This window comes from Erwinia pyrifoliae DSM 12163 (assembly GCF_000026985.1).
Lineage (GTDB): Bacteria > Pseudomonadota > Gammaproteobacteria > Enterobacterales > Enterobacteriaceae > Erwinia > Erwinia pyrifoliae.
Genome location: NC_017390.1, coordinates 185,974 through 207,680 on the forward strand (window position 1 = coordinate 185,974; position 21,707 = coordinate 207,680).

General features: G+C 54.5%; 14 protein-coding genes, 3 tRNA genes and 3 rRNA genes. 16 read left to right on the forward strand and 4 right to left on the reverse strand.

Features of this window, described 5'->3' with window-relative positions; all coding sequences use genetic code 11:
* Nucleotides 1-34 precede the first annotated feature (34 nt).
* The 7 genes from murI to EPYR_RS00880 all read left to right on the forward strand — a co-directional run bounded on the left by murI (nt 35) and on the right by EPYR_RS00880 (nt 6,788).
* On the forward strand, nt 35-886 hold the full coding sequence (gene murI, locus EPYR_RS00850) for a glutamate racemase (RefSeq protein ID WP_012666550.1): 852 nt from the start codon (nt 35-37) through the stop codon (nt 884-886).
* Nucleotides 887-1,295: 409 nt separating this feature from the next.
* A 16S ribosomal RNA gene (locus EPYR_RS00855) occupies nt 1,296-2,835 on the forward strand.
* Between the two features lie 71 nt (nt 2,836-2,906).
* Nucleotides 2,907-2,982 (forward strand) — tRNA-Glu (locus tag EPYR_RS00860).
* 222 nt (nt 2,983-3,204) lie between these two features.
* A 23S ribosomal RNA gene (locus EPYR_RS00865) occupies nt 3,205-6,201 on the forward strand.
* Between the two features lie 211 nt (nt 6,202-6,412).
* Nucleotides 6,413-6,528: ribosomal RNA gene (gene rrf / locus EPYR_RS00870) — 5S ribosomal RNA — on the forward strand.
* The 16S, 23S and 5S rRNA genes sit together here with 3 tRNA genes alongside, the layout of an rRNA operon.
* 100 nt (nt 6,529-6,628) lie before the next feature.
* Nucleotides 6,629-6,705: transfer RNA gene (locus EPYR_RS00875), tRNA-Asp, on the forward strand.
* 7 nt (nt 6,706-6,712) lie between these two features.
* A tRNA-Trp gene (locus tag EPYR_RS00880) sits at nt 6,713-6,788 on the forward strand.
* A 114-nt stretch (nt 6,789-6,902) separates the two neighbouring features.
* Here EPYR_RS00880 and hdfR read toward each other — a convergent pair.
* Nucleotides 6,903-7,730, reverse strand: a complete 828-nt coding sequence (hdfR, locus tag EPYR_RS00885) for an HTH-type transcriptional regulator HdfR (RefSeq protein WP_012666551.1) — start codon at nt 7,728-7,730, stop codon at nt 6,903-6,905.
* Between the two features lie 120 nt (nt 7,731-7,850).
* Between hdfR and EPYR_RS00890 the strand changes: the two genes are divergently transcribed.
* The gene (locus tag EPYR_RS00890) at nt 7,851-8,189 is read left to right on the forward strand and encodes a MaoP family protein (protein ID WP_012666552.1); all 339 of its coding nucleotides are present in this window, start codon (nt 7,851-7,853) and stop codon (nt 8,187-8,189) included.
* Nucleotides 8,190-8,223: 34 nt separating this feature from the next.
* Here the strand turns inward: EPYR_RS00890 and EPYR_RS00895 are convergent, their stop codons facing one another.
* A complete protein-coding gene (locus EPYR_RS00895; protein WP_012666553.1) occupies nt 8,224-9,744 on the reverse strand; it encodes a YifB family Mg chelatase-like AAA ATPase in 1,521 nt (506 codons plus the stop codon).
* Between the two features lie 334 nt (nt 9,745-10,078).
* Between EPYR_RS00895 and EPYR_RS20160 the strand changes: the two genes are divergently transcribed.
* The 6 genes from EPYR_RS20160 (at nt 10,079) to ilvA (ending at nt 16,636) form a co-directional block, all read left to right on the forward strand.
* Nucleotides 10,079-10,177, forward strand: coding sequence for an IlvGEDA operon leader peptide (locus EPYR_RS20160; RefSeq protein ID WP_104945175.1), 99 nt, complete (start codon nt 10,079-10,081; stop codon nt 10,175-10,177).
* Nucleotides 10,178-10,317: 140 nt separating this feature from the next.
* Nucleotides 10,318-11,964 carry an acetolactate synthase 2 catalytic subunit gene (gene ilvG / locus EPYR_RS00900; protein WP_012666554.1) on the forward strand — a complete coding sequence of 549 codons (1,647 nt, stop codon included), beginning with the start codon at nt 10,318-10,320 and terminating at the stop codon, nt 11,962-11,964.
* Nucleotides 11,961-12,218, forward strand: coding sequence for an acetolactate synthase 2 small subunit (gene ilvM / locus EPYR_RS00905; protein ID WP_012666555.1), 258 nt, complete (start codon nt 11,961-11,963; stop codon nt 12,216-12,218). Before ilvG ends, ilvM begins: the two co-directional genes overlap by 4 nt.
* Nucleotides 12,219-12,236: 18 nt before the next feature.
* Nucleotides 12,237-13,163 carry a branched-chain amino acid transaminase gene (locus tag EPYR_RS00910; RefSeq protein ID WP_012439952.1) on the forward strand — a complete coding sequence of 309 codons (927 nt, stop codon included), beginning with the start codon at nt 12,237-12,239 and terminating at the stop codon, nt 13,161-13,163.
* A gap of 66 nt (nt 13,164-13,229) precedes the next feature.
* On the forward strand, nt 13,230-15,080 hold the full coding sequence (gene ilvD / locus EPYR_RS00915) for a dihydroxy-acid dehydratase (RefSeq protein ID WP_012666556.1): 1,851 nt from the start codon (nt 13,230-13,232) through the stop codon (nt 15,078-15,080).
* Nucleotides 15,081-15,085: 5 nt separating this feature from the next.
* Entirely contained in the window at nt 15,086-16,636 is a 1,551-nt protein-coding gene (gene ilvA, locus EPYR_RS00920) for a threonine ammonia-lyase, biosynthetic (RefSeq protein WP_012666557.1), read from the forward strand.
* Here ilvA and ilvY read toward each other — a convergent pair.
* Complete coding sequence (gene ilvY, locus EPYR_RS00925; RefSeq protein WP_012666558.1) at nt 16,633-17,514, reverse strand: HTH-type transcriptional activator IlvY; 882 nt, start codon at nt 17,512-17,514, stop codon at nt 16,633-16,635. The two genes, ilvA and ilvY, sit on opposite strands and share 4 nt — an antisense overlap.
* Before the next feature lie 165 nt (nt 17,515-17,679).
* Here ilvY and ilvC point away from each other — a divergent pair, with 165 nt between their 5' ends.
* Nucleotides 17,680-19,158: a ketol-acid reductoisomerase gene (ilvC, locus tag EPYR_RS00930; RefSeq protein ID WP_012666559.1), complete on the forward strand. Its 1,479-nt coding sequence runs from the start codon at nt 17,680-17,682 to the stop codon at nt 19,156-19,158.
* A gap of 58 nt (nt 19,159-19,216) precedes the next feature.
* Here the strand turns inward: ilvC and ppiC are convergent, their stop codons facing one another.
* Nucleotides 19,217-19,498 carry a peptidylprolyl isomerase PpiC gene (gene ppiC, locus EPYR_RS00935; RefSeq protein ID WP_012439957.1) on the reverse strand — a complete coding sequence of 94 codons (282 nt, stop codon included), beginning with the start codon at nt 19,496-19,498 and terminating at the stop codon, nt 19,217-19,219.
* An 88-nt stretch (nt 19,499-19,586) separates the two neighbouring features.
* On the opposite strand from ppiC, the gene rep reads away from it, so the two are divergent.
* Nucleotides 19,587-21,608 (forward strand): DNA helicase Rep, encoded by a 2,022-nt coding sequence (rep, locus tag EPYR_RS00940; protein WP_012666560.1) that lies wholly within the window; start codon nt 19,587-19,589, stop codon nt 21,606-21,608.
* Nucleotides 21,609-21,707: the final 99 nt, after the last annotated feature.

Here is a 21,707-nt window from a genome sequence, read left to right on the forward strand (position 1 = left end):
GTCGACCTGTTCGATAAATCTTACGAGACAGCGTATGGCTATGAAAACCCTGGACGGGAATATCACTTCAGAAGGCGTGGCACCTTCTGTCCCACGCCCCACCGTGCTGATCTTTGACTCCGGCGTGGGGGGGCTTTCTGTCTATAATGAAATCTGCGCGTTGTTGCCCGATCTTCATTACCTCTACGCCTTTGATAATGTCGCCTTTCCTTATGGTGAAAAGTCGGAAGAGTTTATCGTCGAGCGTGTGATGGCCATTGTGACAGCCGTTACCCGCCTTTATCCCCTTGCTCTGGTGGTGATCGCTTGCAACTCGGCCAGTACCGTGACGCTGCCAGCACTGCGCGCTCGCTTTGCATTCCCGGTGGTCGGGGTGGTGCCGGCAATCAAACCAGCCGCCCGCCTGACTCGCAATGGCATTGTCGGCCTGCTGGCAACCCGAGGGACGGTTAAGCGCCCTTATACACATGAACTGATTGCTCGCTTTGCTGGCGAATGTAAAACCGAAATGCTCGGTTCCGGAGAACTGGTAGAGATAGCCGAAGCTAAACTGCATGGTCAGCCGGTGGCGCTTGAAGAAGTGAGACGTATTTTGCAGCCGTGGCTGCGTATGCCGGAACCGCCAGATACTGTGGTGTTGGGCTGCACGCATTTTCCTCTTATCAGCGAAGAACTACAGCAGGTACTGCCGGAAGGCACGCGCCTGATTGATTCCGGGGCAGCGATAGCACGCCGCACGGTATGGTTACTGGAAAATGAGTCGCCTGAAGCACTTTCAGCCGATGACAATATGGCTTTATGTCTGGACATTACCGAGCAAGCAGTGCAATTAATACCCGTTTTACAGCGTTACGGCTTCAAAAAGCTCGATAAATTGGCGCTTTAGCATGAAAAAACAGCACTTAAAAAGTTTTTTACGAATAGCCCTTGTCAGCCGTCAGAAACTCCCTATAATGCGCCTCCATCGACACGGAACAACGGCTTACAGGCCTTGGTGTTGAGAGGTTCAGGAAGTTCTGAACCGCCGGAAAAAACCTCTGAAAAAGAGGTTGACTCCGAAGGAGGAAAGCGTANTATACGCCACCTCGCGACAGTACGCTTCAGCGACTTGTTGCACCGCTCTTTAACAATTTATCAGACAATCTGTGTGGGCACTCGCAGGATTGATATCAGCGCCGCAAGGCGCAAAAAATATCAAGCCTCATGAGTGAACACATAATGACATTCATTATGACGTTTTACGATTGAGCATCGCTGTCCTGTTTGTAAAAGCAGGTTTCAGCAAATCGAACTTTTAATTGAAGAGTTTGATCATGGCTCAGATTGAACGCTGGCGGCAGGCCTAACACATGCAAGTCGAACGGTAGCACAGAGAGCTTGCTCTCGGGTGACGAGTGGCGGACGGGTGAGTAATGTCTGGGAAACTGCCCGATGGAGGGGGATAACTACTGGAAACGGTAGCTAATACCGCATAACGTCTACGGACCAAAGTGGGGGACCTTCGGGCCTCACACCATCGGATGTGCCCAGATGGGATTAGCTGGTAGGTGGGGTAACGGCTCACCTAGGCGACGATCCCTAGCTGGTCTGAGAGGATGACCAGCCACACTGGAACTGAGACACGGTCCAGACTCCTACGGGAGGCAGCAGTGGGGAATATTGCACAATGGGCGCAAGCCTGATGCAGCCATGCCGCGTGTATGAAGAAGGCCTTCGGGTTGTAAAGTACTTTCAGCGGGGAGGAAGGGGGAAAGGTTAATAACCTTTTTCATTGACGTTACCCGCAGAAGAAGCACCGGCTAACTCCGTGCCAGCAGCCGCGGTAATACGGAGGGTGCAAGCGTTAATCGGAATTACTGGGCGTAAAGCGCACGCAGGCGGTCTGTCAAGTCGGATGTGAAATCCCCGGGCTTAACCTGGGAACTGCATTCGAAACTGGCAGGCTAGAGTCTCGTAGAGGGGGGTAGAATTCCAGGTGTAGCGGTGAAATGCGTAGAGATCTGGAGGAATACCGGTGGCGAAGGCGGCCCCCTGGACGAAGACTGACGCTCAGGTGCGAAAGCGTGGGGAGCAAACAGGATTAGATACCCTGGTAGTCCACGCCGTAAACGATGTCGACTTGGAGGCTGTTCCCCTGAGGAGTGGCTTCCGGAGCTAACGCGTTAAGTCGACCGCCTGGGGAGTACGGCCGCAAGGTTAAAACTCAAATGAATTGACGGGGGCCCGCACAAGCGGTGGAGCATGTGGTTTAATTCGATGCAACGCGAAGAACCTTACCTGGCCTTGACATCCACGGAATTTTGCAGAGATGCGGAAGTGCCTTCGGGAACCGTGAGACAGGTGCTGCATGGCTGTCGTCAGCTCGTGTTGTGAAATGTTGGGTTAAGTCCCGCAACGAGCGCAACCCTTATCCTTTGTTGCCAGCGATTCGGTCGGGAACTCAAAGGAGACTGCCGGTGATAAACCGGAGGAAGGTGGGGATGACGTCAAGTCATCATGGCCCTTACGGCCAGGGCTACACACGTGCTACAATGGCGCATACAAAGAGAAGCGACCTCGCGAGAGCAAGCGGACCTCATAAAGTGCGTCGTAGTCCGGATCGGAGTCTGCAACTCGACTCCGTGAAGTCGGAATCGCTAGTAATCGTAGATCAGAATGCTACGGTGAATACGTTCCCGGGCCTTGTACACACCGCCCGTCACACCATGGGAGTGGGTTGCAAAAGAAGTAGGTAGCTTAACCTTCGGGAGGGCGCTTACCACTTTGTGATTCATGACTGGGGTGAAGTCGTAACAAGGTAACCGTAGGGGAACCTGCGGTTGGATCACCTCCTTACCTGAAGATACCTTCCGGCGCAGTGTCCACACAGATTGTCTGATAGAAGTAACGAGCAAAGTCACACCAGAGTCCCCATCGTCTAGAGGCCCAGGACACTGCCCTTTCACGGCTGTAACAGGGGTTCGAATCCCCTTGGGGACGCCATACCGGTAACGAAGTGAAAGACGTTATCAACCGTATCTCAAAACTGATTGTGCGAAAGCGAGTCACGTTTGAGATATTTGCTCTTTAANAATCCGGAACAAGCTGAAAATTGAAACGACNTGTCGTGTTCATTCTCCGTAATAAGAATGAAGTTAACGACATGTTCGAGTCTCTCAATGCCTGCAACTGACAGACGTCTTTCGGGACGCTTGTGGGTTGTGAGGTTAAGCGACTAAGCGTACACGGTGGATGCCCAGGCAGTCAGAGGCGATGAAGGGCGTGCTAATCTGCGATAAGCGTCGGTAAGGTGATATGAACCGCAACAACCGACGATACCCGAATGGGGAAACCCAGTGCAATCCGTTGCACTATCATGTCATGAATACATAGTGGCATGAGGCGAACCGGGGGAACTGAAACATCTAAGTACCCCGAGGAAAAGAAATCAACCGAGATTCCCCCAGTAGCGGCGAGCGAACGGGGAACAGCCCAGAACCTGAATCAGTTTGTGCTTTAGTGGAAGCGTCTGGAAAGTCGCGCAGTAAAGGGTGACAGCCCCGTACACAAAAAGGCACTTATTGTGAGTTCGATGAGTAGGGCGGGACACGTGACATCCTGTCTGAATATGGGGGGGACCATCCTCCAAGGCTAAATACTCCTGACTGACCGATAGTGAACCAGTACCGTGAGGGAAAGGCGAAAAGAACCCCGGCGAGGGGAGTGAAACAGAACCTGAAACCGTGTACGTACAAGCAGTGGGAGCACCTTCGTGGTGTGACTGCGTACCTTTTGTATAATGGGTCAGCGACTTATATTCTGTAGCAAGGTTAACCGTATAGGGGAGCCGCAGGGAAACCGAGTCTTAACCGGGCGTTAAGTTGCAGGGTATAGACCCGAAACCCGGTGATCTAGCCATGGGCAGGTTGAAGGTTGGGTAACACTAACTGGAGGACCGAACCGACTAATGTTGAAAAATTAGCGGATGACTTGTGGCTGGGGGGTGAAAGGCCAATCAAACCGGGAGATAGCTGGTTCTCCCCGAAAGCTATTTAGGTAGCGCCTCGTGAACTCATCTCCGGGGGTAGAGCACTGTTTCGGCCAGGGGGCCATCCCGGCTTACCGATCCGATGCAAACTGCGAATACCGGAGAATGTTATCACGGGAGACACACGGCGGGTGCTAACGTCCGTCGTGAAGAGGGAAACAACCCAGACCGCCAGCTAAGGTCCCAAAGTCATGGTTAAGTGGGAAACGATGTGGGAAGGCCCAGACAGCCAGGATGTTGGCTTAGAAGCAGCCATCATTTAAAGAAAGCGTAATAGCTCACTGGTCGAGTCGGCCTGCGCGGAAGATGTAACGGGGCTAAACCATGCACCGAAGCTGCGGCAGCGGACGTATCACCCGGGCACATTCACGGTAGTGGATAACGATTGACGGAGCGCAGCGACGTCAATGCGCCCATNAAAGTCGAGTGGGCCTCGGGATACGTCCGTTGGGTAGGGGAGCGTTCTGTAAGCCGTCGAAGGTGGACNGTGAGGTCTGCTGGAGGTATCAGAAGTGCGAATGCTGACATAAGTAACGATAAAGCGGGTGAAAAGCCCGCTCGCCGGAAGACCAAGGGTTCCTGTCCAACGTTAATCGGGGCAGGGTGAGTCGACCCCTAAGGCGAGGCCGAAAGGCGTAGTCGATGGGAAACGGGTTAATATTCCCGTACTGGGTGTTACTGCGAAGGGGGGACGGAGAAGGCTATGTTGGCCGGGCGACGGTTGTCCCGGTTTAAGCGTGCAGGCTTGAGTTCCAGGCAAATCCGGAACTCTTTAAGGCTGAGGCGTGATGACGAGGCACCACGGTGCTGAAGTGACAAATGCCCTGCTTCCAGGAAAAGCCTCTAAGCATCAGGTAACATCGAATCGTACCCCAAACCGACACAGGTGGTCAGGTAGAGAATACCAAGGCGCTTGAGAGAACTCGGGTGAAGGAACTAGGCAAAATGGTGCCGTAACTTCGGGAGAAGGCACGCTGGCGCGTAGGTGAAGCGACTTGCTCGCGGAGCTGAAGCCAGTCGAAGATACCAGCTGGCTGCAACTGTTTATTAAAAACACAGCACTGTGCAAACACGAAAGTGGACGTATACGGTGTGACGCCTGCCCGGTGCCGGAAGGTTAATTGATGGGGTTATCCGNAAGGAGAAGCTCTTGATCGAAGCCCCGGTAAACGGCGGCCGTAACTATAACGGTCCTAAGGTAGCGAAATTCCTTGTCGGGTAAGTTCCGACCTGCACGAATGGCGTAATGATGGCCAGGCTGTCTCCACCCGAGACTCAGTGAAATTGAACTCGCTGTGAAGATGCAGTGTACCCGCGGCAAGACGGAAAGACCCCGTGAACCTTTACTACAGCTTGACACTGAACATTGAGCCTTGATGTGTAGGATAGGTGGGAGGCTTNGAAGCGTGGACGCCAGTCTGCGTGGAGCCAACCTTGAAATACCACCCTTTAACGTTTGATGTTCTAACCTGGCGCCGTAATCCGGCGTGGGGACAGTGTCTGGTGGGTAGTTTGACTGGGGCGGTCTCCTCCCAAAGAGTAACGGAGGAGCACGAAGGTCAGCTAATCACGGTCGGACATCGTGAGGTTAGTGCAATGGCATAAGCTGGCTTGACTGCGAGAGTGACGGCTCGGGCAGGTGCGAAAGCAGGTCATAGTGATCCGGTGGTTCTGAATGGAAGGGCCATCGCTCAACGGATAAAAGGTACTCCGGGGATAACAGGCTGATACCGCCCAAGAGTTCATATCGACGGCGGTGTTTGGCACCTCGATGTCGGCTCATCACATCCTGGGGCTGAAGTAGGTCCCAAGGGTACGGCTGTTCGCCGTTTAAAGTGGTACGCGAGCTGGGTTTAGAACGTCGTGAGACAGTTCGGTCCCTATCTGCCGTGGGCGCTGGAAGATTGAGAGGGGGTTGCTCCTAGTACGAGAGGACCGGAGTGAACGCACCGCTGGTGTTCGGGTTGTCATGCCAATGGCATTGCCCGGTAGCTAAGTGCGGAAAAGATAAGCGCTGAAAGCATCTAAGCGCGAAACTTGCCTCGAGATGAATCTTCCCTGGGTCCTTGAGACCCCTGAAGGGACGTTGAAGACGACGACGTTGATAGGCCGGGTGTGTAAGCGCAGCGATGCGTTGAGCTAACCGGTACTAATGACCCGTGAGGCTTAACCTTACAACGCCAGAAGCGTTCTGGGTTGTGTTGAGGGACGAAGAGATATTTTCAGCTTGAACCGGATAAAGAATTAGCGGGAACGAAAGATTTTTTGCTGATGCAAGGCGGCAAGTGCAGTAAATGAAGGAGCATACTGAGGTATGTGACTGAGTTTACAAGCGCGGCCAACGCGGCATCAGTGAAAAAGATTCGTTTCGTGCACCAGAATTTGCCTGGCGGCTTTAGCGCGGTGGTCCCACCTGACCCCATGCCGAACTCAGAAGTGAAACGCCGTAGCGCCGATGGTAGTGTGGGGTCTCCCCATGCGAGAGTAGGGAACTGCCAGGCATCAAATNAAGACCAGCTATCTGGTCGTGACTTTACCCCTGACAAGGTAAAGGTGNTACACCTGAAATCAGACGTTTTCTGATATCAGTACAGAATCGGTGGAGCGGTAGTTCAGTTGGTTAGAATACCTGCCTGTCACGCAGGGGGTCGCGGGTTCGAGCCCCGTCCGTTCCGCCACCCTTTTAGGGGCGTAGTTCAATTGGTAGAGCACCGGTCTCCAAAACCGGGTGTTGGGAGTTCGAGTCTCTCCGCCCCTGCCAGATAAGAAAACCTTGCTTCGGCAAGGTTTTTTTTTGCCTGAAATTCACGCCACCTTCATGCTAAAACGCTTACGGGATCCTGTAAAACAGGGCCAGTATTCTGACCCGACGGCTTTATGACTGGCTATTCACCGGGAATCTAAGCAGCTGACGAATATGCGCCTGCTGGTCGCTGCTTTCCAACCATACTGCAAATAGCGGTCTGTGAGCTATTGCTGTGTCAGGAACAACCATAAGGTCGCGGTATTCTTGGCACCAGGCTTGCGGTAAAAATGCGCAGGCTCCGGTAGTATGAAGCAGCTGGCGGGTTAAGTGTGCAGAAGTCGTGCTTAACACCGGCACATCATCAGCACCGGTCAGAAAGCCTGCATGCTGGTGAAAATCAGCGCCCCAATCCATCCTGATATAGGGATACTTTTCATTTTTGTTCGAATTCCGCGACCGGAATAGCGACAGGGCAATGTGACCAATTTTCTGGCTGGCCAGTTCGTCCATTTTGGGCGCTTCAGTTGCGATCAACAGGTCAAGCTGACGTTCGTGCAATTGCTTGACCAGCAAATTTCGCTGCGCGATGCGCGCTTCAATATGTAAGTTTTCATGTTTTTCGTACAACGTTTGTAACCAGGGAGTCAGGCACGTTTCCCACAGTGAGGCGCTGGCCCCTATCGACAGCTCATGGTGCAACTGCGTATGCGCCACCTCTTTTTTTGCCATCAGCCAGGTACTCATCAGGTTTTCCGCATAGGGCAGTAAACGCTCCCCAGCGGGCGTCAGTCTGATGTTATTACGGTGACGGGTGAACAGGCCCACTCCCAGCTGGTTTTCAAGCTGCCTGATACGAAAACTAACAGCGGATTGAGTGAGATAGAGCGCTTCGGCAGCACGGCCAAAGTGCCGCGTTTTGCTCACTTCAAGAAAAGTTTTCAGTAATTCCGTATCCACATCTAACTCCTAAAAAACATTTATCGTCATGATTTAAATGTTTTGTTTTACACTCTGTCAAGCCTATCTAATACTCCGCGCCATAAACAGCACGGCCATATAAGAGTCAGGAGCGTGTCAATGGCGGAAAGCTTCGCAACAACTAATCGGTTTTTTGACAACAAACACTACCCTCGTGGTTTCTCGCGTCACGGTGACTTTACGATTAAAGAAGCTCAACTTCTTGAACATTACGGTCACGCTTTCAATGAGCTGGATCTGGCAAAGCGCCAACCCATTACGGAAGAAGAGCGTCTGTTTATTGAGGTATGCCGAGGCGTGCGGGAGCCACAGACCGAGGCTGAAAAAGTGTGGTCAAAATACATGACCCGTATTAAACGTCCTAAACGTTTTCATACCCTGTCAGGCGGCAAGCCACAGATGGAAGGCGTTGAAGACTATTCGGACAGTGATGATTAACGAAAAAGGGCTAAGGCCCTTTTTTTTATTGATGCTAATCCAGACTATTTTGTAAATGGACAAGTAAGCGGTCGATAGCCCGGTAGCTAACTGCTTCGGTCAGGTGCTGCCGACCAATGCATTGCTCCCCCGCCATGTCCGCGATAGTGCGGGCCACTTTCAGAATGCGTTGCCAGGCGCGCACCGACAGACCCAGTTGGGTCATTACCTGCTCCAGCCATTCTGCATCCTCAAGCGTCAGTCTACAGCAAGCCCGGATTTCCTGGTTGTTCATTGTCGCATTCATTTTATTGCAGCGCGCCAGCTGCCGTTCACGAGCCAACAGCACCCGTTCGCGCACCTGTTGGCTGGACTCACTTTCGCCACGTTGGGCGCTCAACATTCCTGCTGGCAACAGGGGTACTTCCAGAGAAATATCAAATCGGTCGATGAATGGACCAGACAGGCGGCTGAGATAGCGTAATGTCTGCTGGGGGGATGAGCGATTATGCGGGCCGCGATAATGTCCGGTGGGGCTGGGATTCATTGCTGCAATCAGCTGGAAGCGTGCCGGATAGGTAATTTTTGCTCTGGCTCGCGAAATGCTGATCTCTCCCGACTCAAGTGGTTCACGTAGCGCATCAAGCGCACGGCGTTCAAACTCGGGCAGCTCATCCAGAAATAGTACCCCGTTATGAGCCAGCGAGATTTCGCCGGGTTTAGGCAGTGACCCGCCACCCACCAGCGCATACAGTGATGCGCTATGGTGAGGGGCGCGGAACGGTCTCTGACGCCAGTGACGCCGAAAATCGCTGCCGGATATCAGGCTGGCCAGGCTGGCGCTCTCTAACGCTTCACGATCGCTCAGAGGCGGCATCAGGCCGCTAAATCTGGACGCCAGCATCGTTTTTCCTGTTCCCGGCGGGCCAATAAGTAACAGGTTATGCCCTCCGGCTGCCGTGATCTCCAGCGCGCGCTTTGCCTGCTGTTGGCCGATGATGTCGTTCAAATCTCCTGAGGATGGCAGGTATTCCTCTGGTTCGCAGTGCGCAGCATCCAGTTGTGACTTACCATGTAAAAAGGCGCACACCTCCAGGAGATGGGTGGCGATCAGGCTCTCCCCATGTCGAATCAACCCGACATCATGCTGATTTTCTGCTGAGAGAATCAGTTGCCGATGAGCGTCCAACGCCGACAGTGCAGCAGGAATTGCGCCCTGTACGCCACGTAGCGCGCCCGTAAGGGCCAATTCACCCAGGAATTCATACTGAATAAGTTTTTCTGCTGGAACCTGTTCTGAAGCCGCGAGAATGGCGATAGCGATAGGTAAGTCATATCGGCCCCCTTCTTTAGGCAGGTCGGCCGGTGCCAGGCTAACGGTTATCCGCTTTGCCGGGAAGGTAAACCCGCTGTTGAGGATGGCGCTGCGTACTCTTTCACGGGCCTCCTTAACGGTGGTTTCCGGTAATCCAACCAGAGATAGTGCAGGAAGACCATTACTGAGGTGAACTTCCACGGACACCAGCGGTGCCTGAATGCCAATTGCGGCACGGGTGTAAGCAACTGATAGCGACATAGACTCTCCTTGTCCTTACTACTGTGCGCTACCTCGTGTCGATCGGCGAGCAGGAAATGTCAGGATTATGCAGCATCCCGCAATACTGCCTGGTCCCACTCTCACTCGCCTTCTCCTCTTTTGAGAGAATAACGTATTTCCATGCTTTGTAAGGGCATTGCGCAGGGTGATGGATGAAGAAAATTTATTATCTTGTTAATTACTGAATTGAAAGCATATTTTCAAAAACCCGGCCGCGTTGCTTACCAATTAAATAACAAAAAAGTTGAATCAAAGTCAAAAACTGTGATAACTCTGTAGGCATTACTTCGAACAAGCGAACAAAAAAATTCCAATGAAAGCCCTTCTACGAGTCGTCAGCCTGCTCCTAATTAACGTCGTCGTGATTATTATCACGCCGTGCGGGGCTACGCTCGGAGGAAGAAAGGCTTAAAAATCAAGCCTGATTTCGAAAAAACCCCCGCACCGCAAGGTCCGGGGGTTTTTTTTTGTCAGGGCATCAAATACAGAAGAACGGATATCGAATGGCAGCATAAAATGCTGTTCTTTCCGGCAAGAGACGGTGGAATAACGATGAATGGTGCTCAGTGGGTAGTTCAATCTTTGCATGCACAGGGAATTGAAACGGTTTTCGGCTATCCGGGTGGTGCAATCATGCCGGTCTATGACGCGCTTTATGACGGCGGGGTCGAACACCTGTTGTGTCGCCATGAGCAGGGGGCGGCAATGGCCGCTATCGGTTTTGCCCGTGCGACCGGCAAAGTCGGCGTGTGCATCGCCACTTCGGGGCCGGGTGCGACTAACCTGATCACCGGCCTGGCTGACGCTATGCTGGACTCGGTGCCCATTGTTGCCATTACCGGGCAGGTCTCTTCAGCAGTGATGGGAACCGATGCGTTTCAGGAGATCGACGTTCTGGGCCTGTCGCTGGCCTGTACTAAACACAGTTTTCTCGTTGAATCGCTTGCTGAACTGCCGTCGGTGATGGCTGAAGCTTTTGCCATCGCTAAATCCGGCCGTCCGGGTCCGGTGCTGGTTGATATCCCTAAAGATATTCAGCTGGCAGAGGGTGAGTTAACCGCGCACCTGGTGCCGGTTGAACCGGAGATGGCGCACCCTCACACCGAATTACAGCGGGCGCGTGAGCTGCTGGCGCAATCTGAAAAACCCATCCTGTATGTTGGCGGTGGAGTAGGCATGGCGGATGCGGTTGATGCCTTGCGTGCTTTCGCCAGCGCCAGCGGAATTCCTACCGTTGCCACCCTGAAGGGGTTGGGCGCGCCGGATGCAGATGATGCCTGTTACCTGGGTATGTTGGGGATGCACGGGACGAAAGCGGCGAACCTGGCGGTACAGCGCTGCGACCTGCTGATCGCCGTAGGCGCACGCTTCGATGACCGTGTCACCGGGAAACTCGACACCTTTGCCCCCCATGCCAGCGTGATCCATCTTGATATCGACCCGGCTGAACTGCATAAGCTGCGTCGGGCGCACGTTGGGCTGCAGGGCGATATCAATAAGCTGTTACCGGATTTGCATCAGCCGGCAGACATCAGCGCCTGGCGCGAAGAGGTCATGGCCTTAAAAGCCGGACACGGCTGGCGTTATGATCACCCGGGCGAAGCCATCTACGCTCCGCTGCTGCTGAAGCAGCTGTCAGAACGTAAACCACAAAGCGCGGTGGTCACCACCGATGTGGGTCAACACCAGATGTGGACCGCTCAACACATGCGCTTCAGTCGCCCGGAAAACTTCATTACCTCAAGCGGGTTGGGCACGATGGGCTTCGGCCTGCCTGCCGCCGTTGGGGCGCAGGTTGCGCGACCCAATGACACGGTGATCTGCGTCTCTGGCGATGGATCTTTCATGATGAACGTCCAGGAACTCGGTACCATTAAGCGCAAACAGCTGCCGGTGAAAATTCTGTTGCTGGATAACCAGCGTCTGGGCATGGTGCGTCAGTGGCAACAGCTGTTCTTCGCCGAGCGTTACAGCGAAACCAATTTGTCAGATAACCCCGACTTCCTCATGTTGGCCAGCGCTTTCGGGATTAAAGGCCAGCGTATTACCCGTAAAGACCAGGTCGATGCCGCATTAGACGCTTTGCTGCACAGTGAAGGGCCATACCTGCTTCATGTGGCGATTGACGAACATGAAAACGTCTGGCCTCTGGTACCGCCGGGTGCCAGCAACGAAAATATGATGGAGAGAACCGCATGAAACAGCATCAATTGTCTATAGAAGCGCGCTTTCGGCCGGAAATACTGGAACGCATTTTGCGCGTCGTTCGCCACCGTGGTTTTCAGGTGTGCTCAATGAATATGGCATCGCTGGTCAATACGTCCAATATTAATATTGAAATGACCGTTGCCAGCCAGCGCTCTGTCGATTTACTGTCAACGCAGCTGAGTAAATTGATGGATGTTGCCTGCGTTCACATCCAACAACAAACAACACAACAAATCCGCGCATAAGCGCGCAAGGAAATAAGAATGACGAAGAAAGCAGACTTTATCTGGTTCAATGGCGAGATGGTAAAGTGGGAAGAGGCTAAGGTCAGCGTCATGTCTCACGCATTGCACTACGGCACTTCGGTATTTGAAGGCGTCCGTTGCTATGACTCGCACAAAGGGCCGGTGGTCTTCCGCCATCGTGAACATATGCAGCGCCTGCGCGATTCGGCAAAAATCTATCGTTTTCCGGTGAGCCTGAGCGTTGATGAGCTAATGGAAGCCTGCCGTGCAACCTTACGTAAAAACAACCTGAAAAGTGCTTATATTCGTCCTCTGGTATTTGTCGGTGATGTCGGCCTGGGCGTTAACCCGCCAGACGGCTACGAAACCGACGTGATTATTGCTGCCTTCCCTTGGGGCGCGTACCTGGGCGCGGAAGCGCTGGAGCAGGGTATCGATGCGATGGTCTCGTCCTGGAACCGCGTTGCGCCAAACACCCTGCCAACCGCAGCGAAAGCCGGCGGCAACTATCTTTCATCGCTGCTGGTTGGTAGCGAAGCGCGCCGCCACGGCTACCAGGAAGGTATCGCGCTGGATACCCAAGGCTATATCTCCGAAGGTGCCGGTGAAAACCTGTTTGAAGTCAAAGACGGTATCCTGTTCACCCCGCCATTCACCTCTTCTGCCCTGCCGGGAATTACCCGCGATGCGATCATCAAGCTGGCGCAGGATATGGGTATTGAAGTGCGTGAGCAGGTGCTGTCACGCGAATCCCTGTATCTGGCCGATGAAGTCTTTATGTCCGGCACCGCCGCAGAAATCACTCCGGTGCGTAGCGTTGACGGCATTCAGGTTGGTGAAGGCAAACGAGGCCCGGTCACCGCACGTATCCAGTCTGCGTTCTTTGGCTTGTTCACTGGCGAAACGGAAGACAAATGGGGCTGGCTGGATCCGGTAAACCCATAAGAAAAAACTTTTTTCACGGTCGTCAAACGATGACCGTGCACTGTCTGATTTCTGGAGTATAAGAGCATGCCAAAGTACCGTTCTGCCACCACCACCCACGGGCGCAATATGGCGGGCGCCCGCGCCCTGTGGCGCGCCACAGGAATGACCGATGATGATTTCGGTAAACCGATTATTGCCGTGGTGAACTCCTTTACGCAGTTCGTGCCGGGTCACGTTCATCTGCGCGATCTGGGTAAGCTGGTGGCAGAGGAAATCGAGGCTTCTGGCGGCGTGGCGAAAGAGTTCAACACTATCGCGGTGGATGATGGGATCGCCATGGGCCACGGCGGCATGCTTTATTCTCTGCCGTCGCGTGAGCTGATTGCCGACTCGGTCGAGTATATGGTTAACGCGCACTGTGCTGACGCGATGGTCTGTATCTCCAACTGCGACAAAATCACTCCCGGCATGCTGATGGCGTCACTGCGCCTGAACATTCCGGTGATCTTTGTTTCCGGTGGTCCAATGGAAGCCGGAAAAACCAAGCTGTCCGATAAAATTATCAAGCTGGATCTCGTTGATGCCATGATCCAGGGCGCGAACCCTAACGTTAGCGATGCTGATAGCGATCAAATCGAGCGCTCTGCCTGTCCGACCTGTGGATCCTGCTCCGGCATGTTCACCGCTAACTCGATGAACTGTCTGACCGAAGCACTGGGCCTGTCGCAGCCGGGTAACGGTTCGCTGCTGGCCACGCATGCCGATCGTCGCGAACTGTTTCTTAACGCGGGTCGTCGTATCGTTGGCCTGGCGAAACGTTATTACGAGCAGGATGACGAAAGTGCACTGCCGCGCAGCATCGCCAGCAAGGCGGCGTTTGAAAACGCCATGACGCTGGATATCGCTATGGGTGGCTCGACCAATACGGTTCTGCACCTGCTGGCGGCGGCACAGGAAGGGGAAATCGACTTCGATATCTCTGATATCGACAGGCTGTCACGCCAGGTGCCGCACCTGTGCAAAGTGGCTCCCAGCACACCGAAATATCATATGGAAGATGTTCACCGTGCCGGTGGCGTGCTCGGCATTCTCGGCGAGCTGGATCGGGCCGGTCTGATGGACAATACGGTGCGCAACGTGCTGGGTCTGAGCCTGCGTGAGACGCTGGATCGGTACGACATTATGCTGACGCAGGATGAAGCGGTGAAAAAGATGTTCCGCGCCGGCCCCGCCGGCATTCGCACCACCCAGGCATTCTCACAGGATACCCGCTGGGAGACGCTGGATGACGACCGCCAGCAGGGCTGTATTCGCGCGCGTGAGTTCGCCTTCAGTCAGGACGGAGGCCTCGCGGTACTGTACGGTAACCTCGCGGAAAACGGCTGTATCGTGAAGACCGCTGGCGTTGACGAAGGTAGCCTGGTCTTCAGCGGTCCGGCCAAAGTGTACGAAAGCCAGGATGATGCAGTGGCGGCGATCCTCGGCGGCAAAGTGGTCGCTGGCGATGTGGTGGTGATCCGTTACGAAGGTCCGAAAGGCGGCCCGGGCATGCAGGAAATGCTCTATCCCACCACCTATCTGAAATCGATGGGGCTGGGTAAAGCCTGTGCGTTAATCACCGATGGCCGTTTCTCCGGCGGGACTTCCGGGTTGTCGATTGGCCATGCCTCGCCAGAAGCGGCCAGCGGCGGCACTATCGCGCTGGTGAAAGATGGCGACATCATCAATATCGATATTCCACAGCGTGGGATCCAGCTGGCCGTGGCGGAAAACGAGCTGGCTGCGCGTCGTCTGGAAGAAGATGCCCGTGGTGAAGCGGCTTATACCCCGCACGGGCGTGAGCGCCAGGTCTCCTTTGCTTTACGCGCCTATGCGACTTTGGCCACCAGCGCCGACAAAGGTGCCGTGCGTGATAAAAGTAAGCTGGGAGGCTAACAAAAATGGCTGAGTCTCAACCGCTGTCCGCACAACCCAGTGGCGCTGAATATCTGCGTGCGGTACTGCGTGCACCGGTCTATGAAGCTGCACAGGTTACACCGTTGCAGAAAATGGAAAAAATCTCTGCGCGCCTCGGCAATACGATTTTAGTCAAGCGAGAAGATCGCCAGCCGGTACACAGCTTCAAGCTGCGCGGTGCCTATGCGATGATCGCCGGGCTGAATGAGGATCAGAAAGCGCAGGGCGTGGTCACCGCTTCTGCGGGTAACCATGCTCAGGGCGTCGCGCTGTCGGCGAGCAAGCTGGGCATCAAGTCGCTGATCGTGATGCCGGTTGCCACGGCAGATATCAAAGTCGATGCGGTGCGGGCGTTTGGCGGTGAGGCTTACCTGTTTGGTGCCAACTTTGACGAAGCTAAAGCCAAAGCGCTGGAGCTGGCGCAGCAGCACGGCTATACCTTTGTGCCGCCTTTCGATCACCCGATGGTGATCGCCGGGCAGGGAACGCTGGCGATGGAGCTGCTACAGCAGGATGCTCACCTCGACCGCGTGTTTGTACCGGTGGGCGGCGGCGGGCTGGCGGCAGGTGTTGCCGTGCTGATCAAGCAGTTGATGCCGCAGATCAAAGTGATTGCCGTGGAAGCCGCCGATTCAGCCTGTCTGAAAGCGGCGCTGGATGCGGGTCATCCGGTCGATCTGCCGCGCGTCGGGCTGTTTGCCGAAGGCGTGGCGGTAAAGCGTATCGGCAGCGAGACCTTCCGTTTGTGCCAGACGTATCTTGACGACATCGTTACCGTTGACAGCGATGCCATCTGCGCCGCGATGAAAGATCTGTTTGACGATGTGCGTGCGGTGGCCGAGCCTTCAGGCGCGTTGGCGCTGGCAGGGATGAAAAAGTACATTCAGCAGCACCAGATTCAGGGAGAACGCCTCGCCCATGTGCTGTCCGGGGCCAATGTCAACTTCCACGGGTTGCGCTACGTTTCCGAGCGCTGCGAACTGGGCGAACAGCGGGAAGCGCTGCTGGCCGTCACCATCCCGGAGCAGAAAGGCAGCTTTCTGCGCTTCTGCCAGCTGCTGGGGGGGCGTGCGGTCACCGAGTTCAACTACCGTTATGCTGATGCTGATGCCGATGAAGCCTGTATTTTCGTCGGCGTTCGCCTGACGCGAGGAGCGGAAGAGCGGCAGGAAATTCTGCAACTGCTGATCGGGGGCGGCTACAAGGTGGTGGATCTGTCCGACGATGAAATGGCGAAGCTGCATGTGCGCTATATGGTTGGCGGGCGTCCTTCCAAACCGCTGCGCGAGCGCCTGTTCAGTTTTGAATTCCCGGAAGCGCCCGGCGCGCTGCTGCGTTTCCTGCAAACGCTGGGCGCTCACTGGAATATCTCGCTGTTCCACTATCGCAGTCACGGCACCGACTACGGTCGCGTGCTGGCGGCCTTTGAACTGAGCGACAGCGAGCCGCAGTTCGAGGAACACCTGGCGGCGCTGGGTTATGACTTCCATGATGAAAGCGATAACCCGTCGTTCCGCTTCTTCCTCGCCGGTTAAAGCAGTTTCCAGAAAGCATCAATCAGCGGCTCCAGGAGCCGCTTTTTTTGTACGCAAACGCCTATTTCCAACGGATCCACCATCTCCACGTCTGCCAGTTCCAGGATACGGTTACGCACTGACTCGGGGCTGTTTTCCAGCACCACGTCCGGCAGCAGGGCTATTCCGCAGCCGACCGCTACCATAGAGACAATCGCTTCATGCCCGGACACCGTGGCATAAATTTGTGGGTTAGCGATGCGGCGGTGACGAAACCAGAGATCGATGCGGCGGCGCGAAGGCCCCTGATCGGGCAGGATAAAGGGGATCTGTGACCAGTCGGGTGTTGGCTGCGTTGCCTGTACGCGTACCGGGCAGGGCAGTGCCGGGGCTATCAGCACCAACGGGATCAGCCCGAGCGGGGTGAAGCCGACGCTGGCGGGCAGGGTTTCCGGCTGTCCGGCAATGGCCAGATCCATGTCACCGGACTGCACTTTTTCCACGGCATCGGCGGCATCACCGGTGGTCAGCTTGATTTCGACCAAAGGATGTTCGGCGCGAAAGCGGTCGAGGATCGGCGGCAGATGGCTGTAGGCGGCAGTCACCGAGCAGAACAGCCTCAGCTCCCCGCTGAGTGACGGGCCGTTTTGCCCAAGCGCATGGCACATTTGCTGATATTGCAACAACGTCTGTTGAGCGAACTGACGCAAACGTTCACCGGCATCGGTCAGGGTCACCGTGCGGTTATCGCGTAAAAACAGCGTCTGACCGAGGTCGTCTTCCAGCCGCTGGATCTGCCGTGACAGCGTGGACGGGCTGACGTGCATAGCGCGTGCGCTGCGCCCGAAATGTCGGCTGTCTGCAAGATGGAGAAACAGTTTCAGGTCACGCAGATCCATCGGATTCAGCCCTTATGTTCGCGTTGCAAAATGTGCAATATCACGTTGTTAATATATCAATTTAAGCAATGCATTTCCTGTCATATGATAAGGTCTATTCAGGGCAGGGAAATCAATGCCCGGACAACAAACAATAATGCGAACACAACCTCATACGGAGTACCCATGGCGAACTATTTCAACACGTTGAACCTGCGCAACCAGCTGGCGCAATTAGGCAAATGCCGTTTTATGGCGCGCGAAGAATTTGCTGATGAAGCCAGCTACCTGAAAGGCAAGAAAGTGGTCATCGTAGGTTGTGGTGCTCAGGGCCTGAATCAGGGTCTGAATATGCGTGATTCCGGCCTGGACATTGCTTACGCGCTGCGTGCGGAAGCCATCGCCGAAAAGCGCGCCTCATGGCGTAAGGCGACCGAAAACGGCTTCAAAGTGGGCACCTATGAAGAGCTGATCCCACAGGCCGACCTGGTGGTTAACCTGACGCCGGACAAACAGCATACTTCAGTGGTACAGGCGGTTCAGCCATTGATGAAAGACGGTGCGGCACTGGGGTATTCGCACGGTTTTAATATTGTTGAAGTGGGCGAGCAGGTACGTAAAGACGTCACGGTAGTGATGGTTGCGCCGAAGTGCCCGGGTACAGAGGTTCGTGAAGAGTACAAACGCGGTTTCGGCGTACCTACGCTTATCGCCGTTCACCCGGAAAACGATCCAAAAGGCGAAGGCATGGCGATTGCTAAAGCCTGGGCTGCCGCAACCGGCGGTCACCGCGCGGGCGTGCTGGAGTCATCCTTCGTTGCCGAAGTGAAGTCTGATCTGATGGGCGAGCAGACTATTCTGTGCGGTATGTTACAGGCCGGTTCGCTGCTGTGCTTCGATAAGCTGGTGGCTGAAGGCACCGACGCGGCCTATGCGGAAAAACTGATCCAGTTCGGTTGGGAAACCATTACCGAAGCGCTGAAGCAGGGCGGCATTACCCTGATGATGGATCGCCTGTCTAATCCAGCTAAAGTGCGTGCTTATGCGCTCTCTGAACAGCTGAAAACTATTATGGCTCCGCTGTTCCAGAAGCATATGGATGACATCATCTCCGGTGAATTCTCATCCGGCATGATGGCTGACTGGGCCAACGACGATAAAAAACTGCTGGGCTGGCGTGAAGAGACCGGTAAAACCGCGTTTGAAACTGCCGCACAGTTTGAAGGTAAAATCGGCGAGCAGGATTACTTTGACCAGGGCGTGGTGATGATCGCGATGGTTAAGGCGGGCGTCGAGCTGGCGTTTGAAACGATGGTCGCTGCCGGTATCGTTGAAGAGTCTGCTTACTATGAATCTCTGCACGAGCTGCCGCTGATTGCTAACACCATTGCGCGTAAACGCCTGTATGAAATGAACGTGGTTATCTCTGATACCGCCGAATACGGTAACTACCTGTTCTCTTACGCCGCTGTACCGCTGCTGAAAGAGTTTATGACCACCCTGCAGGCGGGCGATTTGGGCAAACAGGTTAACCCGTCGACCAGCGTTGATAACGCGCAGCTGCGCGACGTTAACGAAGCGATTCGTCACCACGATATCGAAACCGTAGGCCGCAAACTGCGCGGCTATATGACCGATATGAAGCGTATCGCGGTAGCAGGCTAAGCTTGCCGGGCGGATAACCGATCCACCCTGATAAAAAAAGCGCCTTGCGGCGCTTTTTTTAGTTGCGGTACAGCACTTTGATGATGTGATAACCAAACTGGGTATGCAGCGGTCCCTGTGGCTCGATCAGCGGGCAGGAAAACACCACTTTATCGAATGCCGGCACCATTGCACCCTGTTTGAATTCGCCTAAGTGGCCGCCTTTCTTACCCGACGGGCAGGTCGAGTGTTTTTTTGCCAGCTTTTCAAAATCAGCACCCTGTTTGAGCTGCTCTAACAGGTCGAGCGCCAGTTTTTCTTCTTTTACCAGAATGTGCAGTGCTGCTGCGTTTTTTGCCATGATGTTGCCTTGAGTTATGTGGATTGCGCTCGCTATACTACCACGCTGTCATTCCCATCCCCCCGCAATTTCACAGAGTAACTTATCTATGCGTCTTAATCCTGGTCAGCAACATGCCGTGGAATTTGTTACCGGGCCCTGCCTGGTACTGGCCGGAGCCGGGTCGGGTAAAACGCGGGTGATCACCAATAAAATTGCCTATCTGATCCGCGAGTGCGGCTATCAGGCGCGTCACATCGCGGCAGTCACTTTTACCAACAAGGCTTCGCGCGAGATGAAAGAGCGTGTGGCGCAAACGCTGGGGCGCAAAGAAGCGCGCGGTCTGATGATCTCGACCTTCCACACGTTAGGACTGGAAATCATCAAACGTGAATACGCCGCGCTGGGGATGAAATCAAATTTCTCGCTGTTTGACGATCAGGACCAGCTGGCGTTGCTGAAAGACTTAACGGAACAGTGGCTGGAAAACGATAAAAATCTGTTGCAGCAGCTGGTCTCTACCATTTCAAACTGGAAGAACGATTTGATGGACCCGCCTCGGGCTGCCGCAGGGGCGCTGTCAGAGCGTGACAAGCTGTTTGCCCACTGTTATGCACTGTACGATAAGCATCTTAAATCGTGCAACGTACTGGATTTCGACGACCTGATCCTACTGCCCACGCTGCTGCTTCAGCGTAATGTGGACGTGCGCGAGCGCTGGCAGCAGCGCATTCGCTATCTGCTGGTGGATGAATATCAGGATACCAATACCAGCCAGTATGAGCTGGTCAAACTGCTGGTGGGCGCCAGGGCGCGCTTTACCGTCGTGGGCGATGACGATCAGTCTATTTACTCCTGGCGCGGGGCGCGGCCGCAAAACCTGGTGTTGTTACAGGAGGATTTTCCGGCGTTACAGGTTATTAAACTGGAACAGAACTACCGCTCTTCAGAGCGTATTCTTAAAGCGGCTAACATCCTGATTGCCAATAACCCTCACGTTTTTGAAAAACGTCTGTTCTCCGAACTGGGTTATGGCGCCGAGCTGAAAGTGGTGACCGCCAACCATGAAGATCACGAGGCGGAGCGGGTTATTGGTGAGCTGATTGCCCACCACTTTATTAACAAAACGCAGTACAAAGATTACGCCATCCTTTATCGCGGCAACCACCAGTCGCGTGTATTTGAAAAGATGCTGATGCAGAACCGTATTCCGTATCACATCTCGGGCGGCACGTCGTTTTTCTCGCGCCCGGAAATCAAAGACCTGCTGGCCTATCTGCGGGTACTGACCAACGCCGACGACGACAGTGCTTTTATGCGTATCGTTAACACGCCGCGACGCGAAATCGGTTCGGCAACCTTGCAGAAGCTGGGCGAGTGGGCGATGCAGCGCAATAAAAGCCTGTTTACCGCCAGCTTCGACGTTGGCCTTGGGCAAACCCTGGCCGGACGCGGCCTGGAATCGCTGCAGCGTTTCACCCACTGGTTGCAGGAGATCGCCCGGCTTGCGGAGCGTGAGCCGGTAGCGGCGGTGCGCGATCTGATCCGTGGCGTTGACTATGAAAGCTGGCTGTTTGAAACTTCGGCCAGCCCGAAAGCGGCCGAAATGCGCATGAAAAACGTCAATACGCTGTTTCAGTGGATGACGGAAATGCTGGAAGGTAGCGACATTGATGAACCGATGACGCTCACCCAGGTGGTGACACGTTTTACCCTGCGTGACATGATGGAACGCGGTGAAAGCGATGAAGAATCCGACCAGGTACAGCTAATGACGCTGCATGCCTCTAAAGGTCTGGAATTCCCCTACGTATTTCTGGTGGGGATGGAAGAAGGGCTGTTACCCCATCAGAGCAGCATTGATGAAAACAACGTGGAAGAAGAGCGCCGCCTGGCCTACGTGGGGATTACCCGTGCGCAAAAGGAGCTGACGTTTACCCTGTGCCGTGAACGCCGTCAGTATGGCGAGCTGGTGCGGCCGGAACCAAGTCGTTTTCTTCTGGAGCTGCCGCAGGACGATTTGCAGTGGGAAAGCGAACGCAAGGTGGTAAGCGCCGAAGAACGGATGCAAAAAGGGCAGGGGCATTTAGCCAATATCCGTGCTCAGTTGGCAAAGGCAAAAGGTCTGTGACTGTACTCTGATGCAAACTGCAATGTTAAGTCGCTATGGCGAAACTGTCGACAAATACCGTATACATGCTGCCATCTCTGCGTTATAGACGGCTTATAT